The organism is Fimbriimonas sp. LA-C6, from assembly GCF_055398105.1.
The window spans coordinates 898,445-910,506 of record NZ_AP038796.1; the positions used below are offsets into that span (position 1 = coordinate 898,445).

A 12,062-nucleotide genomic window follows, 5' to 3' on the forward strand; every position below is an offset into this window, starting at 1 on the left:
CGCTCCAATAGGAACGCCGTTATTATGGGAATATCAGACCCCGTTTAATAGCGGGGTAACAAATCTTAAACTATTTTTTCTTACGTCGAACCAGAGCCAAAGCGCCAACCCCGACAAAAGCCATCGTGAAAGGCTCAGGAACCGCCTCAAACTCCACGTAATATCCCATCCCGGTAGGATGCTCGTCATTCCAAAGCCCGTTGCTATACATCATCAGATTCTGCTCAGACTGAGGTCCGTAGAAGTCGTTCGGCTCACCAGAATTCCAGTTCGTATAAGACCAAGCCTCGCCAGTAACCCAATGCCAACCATCAGATGCAGTTGTATCTCCCTGCTGATAACCACCCAACCAACCCGCCTGGCCAAAGCTAGTCGCCAAGAACGAAGCTTCTGAGGAGTCCGTCACAGTTGCCAAATGCCCGTTCAGCCCCAAATAGGACAACCCATTGGCACCAGCATTGGCACCACTCCAATCCAAGGAGTCCGACACAAACTCGTAGTAGTGACCATTCGATGGATTCAATACCTGCGCCTGCGAAACCCCAGCAACTCCAACGACAAAACCAAGAACAACTAAAGATCGTTTCATACTCGTTTCCTTTCAAAAAACATCAGACAACGATATTAAATCACGATTCACCCAAAACATACACATATCAAAAAGGGAGCTTAACCTTCCGCGACCCTTTCTTACGTTCAACTTGAGCTCATTCCGGTATCCTTTAGGATTCCAATGGGATTCGTAAAGAGGACGAAATCGTGCGGCGAACTACGCGTCGCCAACTCTGGTGAGCAAGTCACCTTGAATGGATGGGCACATAAGGTCCGTGATCTTGGAGGCGTACTATTCATAGACCTTCGTGATCGCACCGGCCTTGTGCAGTTGACCTTAGAACCAGAGCGCTTTCCAAATCGTAACGAGATCCGAAATGAGACTTGTCTTTCGATCACGGGCGAAGTTCGAGAGCGCGCCGAATCGACCAAAAACCCCAAGATGGGCACCGGCGATATCGAGATCATCGTCACCGGCTACTCCGTGCTGGGCACCGCAAAGCCAATTCCTTTCCCGCTAAGCGACGAAGACCAGATGAACTCGGTCAACGAGGAACTGCGCATCAAACACCGCTACCTCGACCTGCGCCGCCCCTCCATGCACCAGCGACTGGCCATCCGAGCATCCGTCCTGCGACGCATGAGAAAGTATCTCGACGAACGCGCATTCCTCGAGATCGAAACACCGATCATCACCAAATCCACCCCAGAAGGTGCCCGAGACTATCTCGTCGCCTACCGACAAGAGCCCGGCCAGTGGTACGCACTCCCCCAAAGCCCACAGCAATACAAGCAACTCCTCATGGTTGCAGGCTGCGAGCGCTACTACCAAATCGCCCGCTGCTTCCGCGATGAAAGCCAACGCGCCGACCGACAACCCGAGTTCACCCAGCTCGACATCGAGATGTCCTTCGTCACACAAGAAGACATCCTAGAACTCGCCGAAGGCCTCATGCGCGAAGTCATGAACGACACCATCGCCGAGTTCGGTCTCGATAAAGAACCCATCGGCCCGTTCGGAAGACTCACCTACGACGAAGCGATGCACCTCTACGGCAGCGACAAGCCAGACCTCCGCTTCGACCTACAACTGATCGACCTCACCGCCTCCTTCAAAGAGACCGAGTTCGCGGTCTTCAAAAACACCATCGAAACCGGCGGCTTCGTACGCGGCGTCCGATACCCCAAGGGCGGAGCGCTCTCCCGCAAAGAAGTCAGCCAACTGGAAGACTTCTGCAAGGACTTCGGCGCAAAGGGCATGGCCTGGGTCGCATTCGGCGGCGAAGGTGAAATCACCACAGCCTCCGGCGTCACAGTCCGCGGCTCCATCGCCAAGTTCATGACTCCAGACGAACTGGAAGCCATCTACAAACTCAGCGAGAGCGAGCCAGGAGACCTCGTCTGCATGATCGCAGGCGACTACGCCCACACCAACAACGTCCTCTACCGACTCCGACTCGAAATCGGCGACCGCTGCGGCCTCCGAGACCCCAGAGTCCTCAAGTTCGGCTGGATCGTCGACTTCCCGCTCGTCGAGTGGGATGCAGACGCCGGTCGCTGGAGCCCATCCCACCACCCCTTCACCATGCCCAAAGAAGAGGACCTGGTGTACCTAGACACCGACCCAGGCCGCATCCGCGCCGACTGCTACGACATGGTCTGCAACGGCACCGAGTTCGCCAGCGGCTCCATCCGAATCCACCGCTCAGACATCCAAGCCCGCATCTTCAAACTGCTCGGCATCGATGAAGCAACGCAACAAGAGCGGTTCGGCCACATCCTAGAAGCCTTCTCCTACGGCGCCCCTCCCCACGGCGGCATCGCCCCCGGAGTCGACCGAGTCGTCATGCTCCTCACCGACACCGACAACATCCGAGAAGTCATCGCCTTCCCCAAGATAGGCAACGGCTACGACCCCATGATGGACGCCCCCAGCACCATCGACCCACAACAATGGGCCGAACTAGGTCTGCGTCTGAGCAAGTAACTTCAGGGGAGAGTCCAGAGAGACTACAGGACTCTCCCCAAAGAGTGGACATGAGCAATTCCAGCTATGTCAATAAATACGCGCCCATCTATACCTTCACCAACATGATCGTCGAGTCCTCAGAGAATAAGACTGAGAGACATGAGGACATTGAGGCCAATGACCGACGAAGGTATTGGAAAATGCCCCTTGAATACTGCCTAACTCAAAGTCTTGACGACCAGTATAGACAAGTGAACTCAGCTCAGAAGGCCCTCCTGAGCAACCTGATGCGCAAGATCGCAGCAGTCGCAAAGCCAGGAGAGGAGCTGGATCTGCTGAATCAAGCCATCCAAGTATTCTAGGGCAAGTTCAGCCCAGCCCCAGATTAGACGGCTACCGACTAAATTGCCTCACTGACAGCTTCTTCTCTATCCCAAAGGCCAATGAGCCTCTCACTAGGAATCATCAGGGTGTCCCAACAAACTGCTGGAACACCTAGAGAAGACTCAGCCCTTACGTCGCCGACGAGCGATAGCCACCAAGCCCAGCCCGACAGCAAACATCGAAGCAGGCTCTGGAACCGACTCCGGAGTCAACAAGAAAGCGTGAGACTGGCCATTGAACACACCCGTTCCAGTAATGTAGCCTGTGTCACTAATGTCACTCGCATACCAAAGCGTCCAACCCGCACCAGACGAATCCAGCAACGTGTTCAAGTCGGTCATCGTACCGGAAGAGTAGATGTAGGGCCTATAGACGCCCCTGCCGTTATACTCGCTGCCAACGATCACACCATTGTTGTTAATAGTGGCACCATAAATGTATCCGCCGTACATCGAACCCAGCATGGTTACGTTGCCGTTTGAGTAGAGGAAACCCAGTCCATCGGCATTTCCAACGATCTGACCAGAGTTATTAATGCTTGTTCCCATGCTGTCACGCCCACCAAACCCTGTTCCAATATCAGTCATAACGCCATTGGAGTAGAAAAACGCATGGTTGTCTCCATCAACTACCGCCTTACCCGTCACCTGTCCGAGATCGTTCAGAGCATATCCGTAGCTATCTCGCCCTCCGATACCACCTAGGTCGTGCATCACGCCATTGTAGTAAAGGTAGGCCCGGTCAAAACCACTATTGGTGCTTGTCGTACCGACAACTTGCCCCGAGTTGTTGATGCCCGCAGCGTCACTGTAGTAGCTATATCCGAATGGATCGCCACCCAACAGCCCCAAACCTTGCATCGTGCCATTTGAATACTTGAAGGCTTGGGATTCTCTGTAATTGTTGACTGTCGAAGATCCAGTCACTTCTCCAGAATTATTGATACCAGTTGCATATGCGCTGCCACTTGTCCGGTCATAGTATCCAACGAATCCTAGGTCATGAACGACACCGTTGGAATACTTGAAAGCACCATAATTTGTTGCATCTTTGGCATAGGTGCCAGCAACCTCCCCGAAGTCGTTGACACTCGTGCCAGCGCTCCCTCCTTGGAAGAGCGCACCAATATCGGTGATGTGATACTTTCCACCAGCATGTGCCGCTGACGCTGCAACGAAGAGGACTCCTAAAAATGAAATACGTGTAATAGACATACGGACCTAATTATGCCGATCAAAGCCCGCATAAACGCATAAGAAAATAGGGTCTCAGACCAATAGACCTAAACTTAAAATGCTGGATTCAATACTTATATAAGTTTCACAGAGAAAACTTATTCATTCATTGATTAGCCATTACGTCGCCGACGAACCAAAGCAACCAACCCCAACCCAACCACAAACATCGAAGCAGGCTCAGGCACCGAATCCGGCGTCAACAGGAACGCGTGATACTTCCCACCGATCACCCCCGTCCCCGTGATGTACCCGTTATCGCTAATCCCACTCGCCAAGGTCAAGTTCCATCCCTTGCCCGAGGCATCCAGCAAACTATTGAGGTCCACCATCGAACCGCCTGAGTAAAGAAAAGGCGTATTGGTCCCGTTCCCCTGCCACTCATACCCAACAACCTGACCGTGGTTATTGATGCTCTTGGAGAAGGTCTCCCCACCGTACAAATTCCCTAAACGCGTAAAAGCCCCGTTCGAATACAAAAACGCCTGCCGAGATCCAGTCGAGTCCTCATCGCCAGCAATCTGCCCCCAATTGTTGATACTGGTCCCCTCGCTTTGATTCGCCCCAAGCGAAGAAGTAATGTCCGTCATCACGCCATTCGAATACAAAAACGCATGCAAGAAGCCGTTCACGTCAGCCGATCCAGTCACCTGCCCGCTGTCATTGATCCCCATCCCATAACTGGCCCCGCCACCAATCCCCCCAAGGTCCAGCATCAACCCATTCGAGGAAACAAACGCACGGGCATACCCATCAGCGTTGGTGCTGGTCCCCACCACAGTCCCCTGCCGGTTAATCCCAAGACCCTCACTGTGCCCCGGATCATTCGGCCCAAACGACGCCAAAACTCCTAGCTTCGTAAGCGTGCCATTGGAATACACATAAGCCTGACCGCCAGCGGTACCAACCACCTGCCCGACTTCATTAATGCCCTTCGCCGAAACAACCGACCCACCATTGATGTCATGCGCAACACCACCAGAATAAACAAAAGCGTGAGTCGAATCAGCCAAGGACTTCCCGTAGTTCCCAACAACCTGCCCCGAGCTATTCACCCCAAGCCCAGAACTAAAAATCCCACCCAGATCACCAAGGTCAGTGATGTGGTAAGTCCCACCCAACACCACCCCAGGAGCAAAAGCCAAGGCACCAATCGTTAAAGCACGCTTCAGAAGCATCTGAACCATTATGCGGAAACTCAAACAGACAAAAACGTCACTTGACTACGATTTAAAGAAGGAGCTCAATACTTGTCCGTACGAGTATCCAAGGGGTACCACTGCCACCGATATCGCTCCAACATGTCATCCAACAGCCCATCCATCTCCTTATGATAGTGGTGGGAGTGCGGCGACGGGAAGCTCACTTCTCCCTCAGATAGCCCAAACTCAGAGAGCACAGCCTCAAACTTCTCAAGTGGCCCGTAAAGATACAAAACGTTATGCTGATCGTAGACCACGTTCTCCGTCTCCGTACTCAGCCAAACGTGATGCCGACCGTCATTCTCAAACAACGTCCGATACCGCTCTAAAAAGGCAATCGCTTCCTCAAGACTGAACTCCTGCACAAGCTCAAAGCGCCCCTCATCTTGCTCATCAGATCGTGGAACCAGCAACACATAAAGAACGCGAAACGGCGGCGTCATCACCTCCGCCAACTTCATCATCAACCCAACGTGAGATCCGCGAGGTCCAACAATAATCCGATCCGGCCCCGATGAAACAGACTGCCGCTGCCACTTGTCTGGATAGCGATACTCCACCCAGTCCCCAGCTTCATTCGTATAGCCCAACCGGTACGGTCTGACAAGAGATTCAGGGTCCATGATCTGGATATACATTACCCACCTGTCACCTACGAAGCAAGTAACATCTGCCCTATGTCGTCCGTCATCCGATTCCAAACAGAAAGGCTAGATATCCGCCCCTGGACCCTCGACGACGTCGAAGCCGCCTTCGTCATGTACGGCAACGCAGAAGTCGCTAAGTACCTCAACGGCACACCCCTCCCGAACCTCGAAGCCCAACGAGAAAAGCTAGAAATGGTCATCGAGAAATACTCCCGACCCGAGATGAAAAACTGGGGCAACTGGGCCATCGTCCTACGAGAAACCAACGAACTCATCGGCGCCATCCTCCTCAAGCCCCTCCCACCCGAAGAAGTCGATATCGAAATAGGCTGGCACCTAGCCCAACACCACTGGCACAAAGGCTACGCCCAAGAAGCCGCCCGAAGACTTCTAGAATACGGCTTCATAGACCAAAACCTACAAACCATCCACGCCGTAACCCACCCAGAAAACCAACCCTCCCAAACCCTCGCCAAACGCCTAGGCCTAACCCACCAAGGCCAAACAAACAAGTACTACGACCAAACCACCGAGCACTTCACAATCCACCGCGCAGACTACTTGTCCCAAACCTGAAAAGCCCTCTGCAATCGAGACAGAGGGCTTTATTAAGGGATTACGCCTAAGTGTTCGCTTACTTCACGCGCTCAATGTACTTCTCATACTCCCACGACCACCGACTCTCCAGAGACACCGGCTTGCCCTTGATGAACATCTGACTCACCTGAGTCGTAATCTCCAAAGGATCCCCGTCGGTGATGATGAAGTTCGCCAGCTTCCCAGCCTCCAACGATCCAACCTCATCCCCAATCCCAAGAATACGGGCCGCGCCAATCGTCATCGCCTCAAGAGCCTTGTCGTAAGGCAGACCAAAAGCACACGCATGTCCGGCGCGGTAAGGCAAGTTGTAAGTCCCCTCCGAGCTTCCACTCTGGAACGCAAAAGGAACCCCAGCTCGAGCCAAAATTGCAGGAGCCGTAAAGGCACTGTCGTAAGGATCGTAATCCTTAGCAGGAGCACACTCCCCACCCGCATCAGGAGCCGACCAAATCGGCAACTGAAGCAGCACAGGGAACTTCTTACTCGCCAAGAACTCCGCCGACTTCCAAACTTCCTTCCCGCCAGCAAGAATCCCCTTAAGCCCCAGCCGTTCGCAGAAGCCCACCACACCCTTCACAGCGCTAGGCGAACTTGCCTTGAAAACAACCAAAGCCTTACCCGTAGCATAAGGCACCATCGCCTCCATCCTCAAGTCAACCGGGGTCTCAGGCTTCTCAGATCGAAGAATCGCATACCGCTTCGCCTTCTCAAACTGATCCTCCAAAGTCTCAAGCTTCTGATTCCCACTCTCGCGGAAAGAAGCCAAGTCCTCCGGACTCAACTGAGCACGCATAAAGTCGTTGAAAGCCCCAAACCCTTCCGGATAGTCCACATTCAACGCAGCCACCGACCGCAGCGCCATCTGGTCAAACGTATATCCGTCCAAGTTAATCAGAGCACTCTGCCCAGGAATCATCCCACCCGAAGGAGCCGACATCACCGTAGTCAAACCAGCAATCCGAGCAACCGGAATCCGATCACTCTCAGGATTGATCGCAGAAATCCCCTTCAAATCAGGCTGAAAATCACCATGGTCCGAGTTGTCATCGGTAGTCTTCGTAGACCCAAACTCCACACGTCCCAAGTCGGTGCCCGCGTCGATCAGCCCAGGGTAAACATGCTTCCCTTTCGCATCCACAATCACCGCATCCTTCGGTGGCTTAATATTCCCCACCGCCACAATCCGGCCATCGCGAACCACCAAGGTCCCGTTCTTAATCTCGGCACTCGCCATCGTGTGAATCGTCGCATGAACGATGGCATAAGTCGATGACTTCGGCAAACTCAGCTTCGGAACTGGCGCATCAGTCACCGTCCGCACTTCAGATTTCAACACAGAAGTCTTGTCCAGCCCGAACGCATCTCGCCGCTGGAACATCACATCCCCATCCACCAACGTCATCGCGCACCGCGAATAAACGCTCAAAGGATGCCCATCCCAAATCGCAATGTCCGCGTCCTTCCCAACGTCCAAGCTACCGACCTTCTGGTCAATAAACAGCTCTTTCGCAGGATAAAGCGTCACCATCTTCAGCGCCTCATCTGGACTCATCGCCCCAAACCGCATCGTCTTCGCTGCATCCAGTTGGAACGGAGTCACACCCGAACCGCTATCAGTGTTGACACTCACAATCACCCCAGCCTTCCGCATGATCGCCGCGCCGTAAGGAGTCGTATCGTGGGCCTCAATCTTATAGTCCCACTGGTCCACAAAGATGCTGGTCCCAATCCCCTGAGCCGCAAGCTCAGGCGCAATCTTGTAACCCTCCAACGCATGCTGGAAGGCCACCAAACGCACCCCATACTCCTTGCAAACCTTCATCAAAGACAACATCTCATCCTGCCGATAGCAGTGGCAGTGAATGATAATGTTCCCCTTCAACATGTCCGACAAGGCTTCAAGACGCACGTCCTTGCGAGGGTGCAAGCCATCCTTCTGAGCCTGCATATAGTTGCGAGCCTCATTAAATGCGCGGCGATAGACCGCCTCCACACCCATTCGCGTCCCAGGGAATCGCGTACTGTTGGACGAGTTCGCCCGCGTCACGTTCTCACCCAAAGCAAACTTCACCACACGCGGAGCACCCGGGAAGATCAACTCCTGAACAGGACGCTTCCACTTATGCTTGATGATCTTGCTCTCGCCACCAATCGGGTTCGCACTGCCATGCAGCGTCAAACTGGAAGTGTTGCCAGCCGCCAACTTGTGATAAAGCCCAATGCCCTGAGAATTAAGCACATCCTCAATGCGGCACTCTGGCGTAATCGAATCCGCTCCCTCATTGATCGCATCCGAAGCAATATGCGTGTGAGCATCCACCAAACCAGGACTCACAATCTTGCCCGCAGCATTGATCACCACGGTCCCATCTGGAGCCGTCAAGTGCTTCCCGATGCTCGCAATCTTGCCGTCCTTCACCAGGATATCGGTATCAACCATCGTGCCGTGCGAAACGGTCAGCAAGGTGCCGCCCTTGATCAAACAACTACCCTTCGTGACAATACTCGGAATCCGATCTTTGTCCAACTCCACCGGAAGCTCAACCTTCTTCACTTCCTTCTGAGCAGCCAAGGCTAAGAAAATCAGTAGGCTCATCGTCCCCCTCCCACACTCTTCTGGGTCCCGATCCCAATATCGTCCCCATCATCGTCGATGTAGCCACGCGGCCTCCGAGGAGGAGTGACCGCTGGTCGATCCGAACCAGGCTTAAACATCCGTCCCCGAATGAACACATAGTTCACCTTCGCTTCAGCACTCAGAAAGTCATCGCTAAACACAGCAAGGTTCGCAACCTTGCCAGACTCAACCGTTCCTAGCTTCTTGTCAACGCCCAAAAGCTTGGCGGCGTTGATGGTCAGAGCCTTCAAAACGGCCTTCTTCGAGCAACCGGCAGCCACCGCACGTCTCAACTGACTAAAGAACTCCGCACGATCCCGAGTCCCGCGCCCCGTAAGCGTGAACTCCACGCCTGCCTTCTCCAACCCCGCAAGGTTGGCCAGTCTCTCTTTCGTCTCACTTAACCGGTCCGCTTGCACCGCTTCCGGTAATGCCTCGTCTCCCGTAGGTCTCCGACCACGCCCCTGCCCAGCTTCATTCCCAAATCCAACGCCTGCAATCCAACGAACATCCGAGAGTTCAGGCCCAAGCTTGTAAGCCTCCAGCCCACCCACAATCGCCAGATTCGCCCCATAAGGCCTCAACAAACTCTTCGCCCGCCGAATCTCGTTCTGGTTGTCCGCCTCAAAAGTCAACAGGTTCCGACTTCGCAAAAACTCCGAAAGCCGCGCCAAAGCAGCATCATCCACAGAGCCACGAAGCTGAGGAAAGTCGTTCGCATCCATCAAAGTCTGTCGGATAAACGCAATCGTCCCCATCAACGAGCCGGGATAACCCGACCGATCCTGAGCCCGAAAACCAAAACCTAGAGAGAAGTTCCGAGCAATCACAGACTCGCGAGTAGGAAGCCCGTTAAAGTCGATGACAACGGAAGCACTACTCACCAAGTCACCGTTGGAAACAGCCAGCGCCGTCGTAAACCCAGCAGACCGCTCCGCCGAAAGAATGGCAGGGGTCAAACTCAAATAATCGGCAGCATCCAACTGAGCTTTAACAATCTTTCGATTAGCCAACCGCATACTCGGGGGCGCATCATTCACATTGTCCAGAGGCGTATCCACCTCAGCAATCGCCGGAGGCAACGTAATCCCACCCGTATAGTAGGTGTCAATAAAGCCCGGATAGACCGTCAGCCCGTCGCCCTTAATGACCTTGCAGTACTTGGGCGCAACAACATCCTTGCCCACCGCAACAATGCGACCATCCTCAACAACAACCGTGCCCTTATCAATAGTCCGACCGTCGCCGACCTCAATCTTGGCCCCAACAATGGCGTACGCGTCCTGATAATCGCTCGCATGAGCTAAGCAGCCACCAAGAACGCAAACGGCAATTGTGCTGTGCAACCTTGCCAATCTCATGCGGGCAAGCATAACACACTTGAGCCTAAACCGCACAGGGTCATGAAACTGTTTTGCATTATCTAATGCAAAACAGTTTCATTAAAGAAGATTTACCAGGCGTAATCTTCAGGAGCCGTTTTCTTACCTGGGAAGATCTCATCAATCTTCGCCATCACGTCAATCGAGAGCTCAATTTCAAGCGCACGAAGACTGCCATCTAACTGCTCAGTGGTTCGAGGGCCAATAATCGGAGCCGTAACCACCTTCTGGTGCAACAGCCAAGCAAGAGCAACATCCGCAGGCTGATCTCCAATCTCCTTGCAAAGCGCCTCCCACTTCTCCAACTTATCAGCGTTCTTAGCAAACGCCTCCGCGCCCCATCCTTCAGACCGTCGTCCAGAGTGCCCCTCCGGTGGCTTGCCAGCCAACAGGCCGCCCGCGAGAGGACTCCAAGGAATAATCCCCACACCGTAGTCCAAACAAGCCGGAACAACTTCCAACTCAATGTTTCGGTTATTAAGGTTATAAATCGACTGCTCAGCAACCAATCCAAAGAAGTTGCGCTTCTTAGCCGCCTCGTTCGCCTTCACAATGTGCCAACCCGCAAAGTTGCTGCTACCCGCGTACAAAACCTTGCCCTGCTGAACCAACACCTCATAAGCCTGCCAAATCTCTTCCCATGGAGCCTCTCGGTAGATATGGTGCATCTGGAACAGATCAATGTAATCCGTCTGCATCCGCTTCAAAGAAGCCTCACAAGCGCGACGAATATGAAGCGCACTCAACCGAGACTCATTCGGCCAATCGCCCATGTCGCCATAGCACTTGGTCGCCAGAACAACCTTCTCACGTCGCCCGCCACCCTGAGCGAACCAGTTGCCAATGATCTTCTCAGTGATTCCCTCACCCTTCTTCCAGCCGTACACATCGGCCGTATCGAAGAAGTTGATCCCGTGCTCCAGCGCACGATCCATGATCGCAAAGCTGTCTACTTCAGTGGTTTTTGGACCGAAGTTCATGGTCCCCAGGCATAGCCTACTAACCTTGAGCCCCGTTCGGCCTAGATGCGTATATTGCATTCCCCCAGTTTGCCCACAGATCGGGTCAAGCAGCAAGGATATCTTCAATGAGATACGTAAGAAGTTGCTTATTAACCTGATGAGGCCCATCAACTTCCAAAATCGCCTCTAAATCATTCTTCCGACGCACCTTCCGATTCGCCGCTTCATCCGCAATCAAGGTGCAGCGAGAAAGAGGGATGTGCGAATTGCGAACCAACTGGCTAAAAGGCAAACCGGAGTCCGTAGGCTTCACACAATCAGCCCCGATCACATAATCAACGTATCGAAACACTTCCGCCAACTTCAACATACGAACCAAAGTCGAAGTAACCCGGATGCTCGATAAAGCAACCACCGCAATGTTCTGATCCTGTAGCGCCGAAAGCAAATCCGCGCAACGCTGGCAGGGGTAGATCGATTCCTCAAGAAGTTGGGTAGGAAGCAGGGGGCAA

At 53.5% G+C, this 12,062-nt stretch carries 11 protein-coding genes; 3 read left to right on the forward strand and 8 right to left on the reverse strand.

What is annotated here, in order from left to right:
* Positions 1-70: 70 nt before the first annotated feature.
* Complete coding sequence (locus ACZ51B_RS04280) at positions 71-589, reverse strand: lectin-like protein (protein WP_464295999.1); 519 nt, start codon at positions 587-589, stop codon at positions 71-73.
* A 144-nt stretch (positions 590-733) separates the two neighbouring features.
* Here ACZ51B_RS04280 and aspS point away from each other — a divergent pair, with 144 nt between their 5' ends.
* The gene (gene aspS / locus ACZ51B_RS04285; protein WP_464296000.1) at positions 734-2,539 is read left to right on the forward strand and encodes an aspartate--tRNA ligase; all 1,806 of its coding nucleotides are present in this window, start codon (positions 734-736) and stop codon (positions 2,537-2,539) included.
* Positions 2,540-2,589: 50 nt separating this feature from the next.
* On the forward strand, positions 2,590-2,883 hold the full coding sequence (locus ACZ51B_RS04290; RefSeq protein ID WP_464296001.1) for a hypothetical protein: 294 nt from the start codon (positions 2,590-2,592) through the stop codon (positions 2,881-2,883).
* A gap of 144 nt (positions 2,884-3,027) precedes the next feature.
* On the opposite strand, the gene ACZ51B_RS04295 is transcribed toward ACZ51B_RS04290, so the two are convergent.
* The 3 genes from ACZ51B_RS04295 to ACZ51B_RS04305 form a co-directional block, all read right to left on the reverse strand.
* Positions 3,028-4,119, reverse strand: a complete 1,092-nt coding sequence (locus ACZ51B_RS04295) for a PEP-CTERM sorting domain-containing protein (RefSeq protein WP_464296002.1) — start codon at positions 4,117-4,119, stop codon at positions 3,028-3,030.
* A 134-nt stretch (positions 4,120-4,253) separates the two neighbouring features.
* Positions 4,254-5,318, reverse strand: a complete 1,065-nt coding sequence (locus ACZ51B_RS04300; protein WP_464296003.1) for a PEP-CTERM sorting domain-containing protein — start codon at positions 5,316-5,318, stop codon at positions 4,254-4,256.
* A gap of 65 nt (positions 5,319-5,383) precedes the next feature.
* Complete coding sequence (locus tag ACZ51B_RS04305) at positions 5,384-5,980, reverse strand: hypothetical protein (protein ID WP_464296004.1); 597 nt, start codon at positions 5,978-5,980, stop codon at positions 5,384-5,386.
* A 39-nt stretch (positions 5,981-6,019) separates the two neighbouring features.
* On the opposite strand from ACZ51B_RS04305, the gene ACZ51B_RS04310 reads away from it, so the two are divergent.
* Positions 6,020-6,565, forward strand: coding sequence for a GNAT family N-acetyltransferase (locus tag ACZ51B_RS04310; RefSeq protein WP_464296005.1), 546 nt, complete (start codon positions 6,020-6,022; stop codon positions 6,563-6,565).
* 58 nt (positions 6,566-6,623) lie between these two features.
* On the opposite strand, the gene ACZ51B_RS04315 is transcribed toward ACZ51B_RS04310, so the two are convergent.
* The 4 genes from ACZ51B_RS04315 to ACZ51B_RS04330 all read right to left on the reverse strand — a co-directional run bounded on the left by ACZ51B_RS04315 (position 6,624) and on the right by ACZ51B_RS04330 (position 11,998).
* Positions 6,624-9,185 (reverse strand): amidohydrolase family protein, encoded by a 2,562-nt coding sequence (locus tag ACZ51B_RS04315; protein ID WP_464296006.1) that lies wholly within the window; start codon positions 9,183-9,185, stop codon positions 6,624-6,626.
* Entirely contained in the window at positions 9,182-10,567 is a 1,386-nt protein-coding gene (locus ACZ51B_RS04320; protein WP_464296007.1) for an amidohydrolase family protein, read from the reverse strand. The genes ACZ51B_RS04315 and ACZ51B_RS04320 overlap by 4 nt, the downstream gene beginning before the upstream one ends.
* 92 nt (positions 10,568-10,659) lie before the next feature.
* Positions 10,660-11,628: an aldo/keto reductase gene (locus ACZ51B_RS04325; RefSeq protein WP_464296008.1), complete on the reverse strand. Its 969-nt coding sequence runs from the start codon at positions 11,626-11,628 to the stop codon at positions 10,660-10,662.
* 25 nt (positions 11,629-11,653) lie between these two features.
* Positions 11,654-11,998 (reverse strand): hypothetical protein, encoded by a 345-nt coding sequence (locus ACZ51B_RS04330; RefSeq protein ID WP_464296009.1) that lies wholly within the window; start codon positions 11,996-11,998, stop codon positions 11,654-11,656.
* Positions 11,999-12,062 lie beyond the last annotated feature (64 nt).

Coding starts and splice junctions, on each gene's coding strand:
- ACZ51B_RS04310 (WP_464296005.1), top strand. CDS start 6,020: ATGTCGTCCGTCATCCGATTCCAAACAGAAAGGCTAGATATCCGCCCC.
- ACZ51B_RS04290 (WP_464296001.1), top strand. CDS start 2,590: ATGAGCAATTCCAGCTATGTCAATAAATACGCGCCCATCTATACCTTC.
- ACZ51B_RS04300 (WP_464296003.1), bottom strand. CDS start 5,318: ATGCTTCTGAAGCGTGCTTTAACGATTGGTGCCTTGGCTTTTGCTCCT.
- ACZ51B_RS04320 (WP_464296007.1), bottom strand. CDS start 10,567: ATGAGATTGGCAAGGTTGCACAGCACAATTGCCGTTTGCGTTCTTGGT.
- ACZ51B_RS04315 (WP_464296006.1), bottom strand. CDS start 9,185: ATGAGCCTACTGATTTTCTTAGCCTTGGCTGCTCAGAAGGAAGTGAAG.
- aspS (WP_464296000.1), top strand. CDS start 734: ATGGGATTCGTAAAGAGGACGAAATCGTGCGGCGAACTACGCGTCGCC.
- ACZ51B_RS04280 (WP_464295999.1), bottom strand. CDS start 589: ATGAAACGATCTTTAGTTGTTCTTGGTTTTGTCGTTGGAGTTGCTGGG.
- ACZ51B_RS04325 (WP_464296008.1), bottom strand. CDS start 11,628: ATGCAATATACGCATCTAGGCCGAACGGGGCTCAAGGTTAGTAGGCTA.
- ACZ51B_RS04305 (WP_464296004.1), bottom strand. CDS start 5,980: ATGTATATCCAGATCATGGACCCTGAATCTCTTGTCAGACCGTACCGG.
- ACZ51B_RS04295 (WP_464296002.1), bottom strand. CDS start 4,119: ATGTCTATTACACGTATTTCATTTTTAGGAGTCCTCTTCGTTGCAGCG.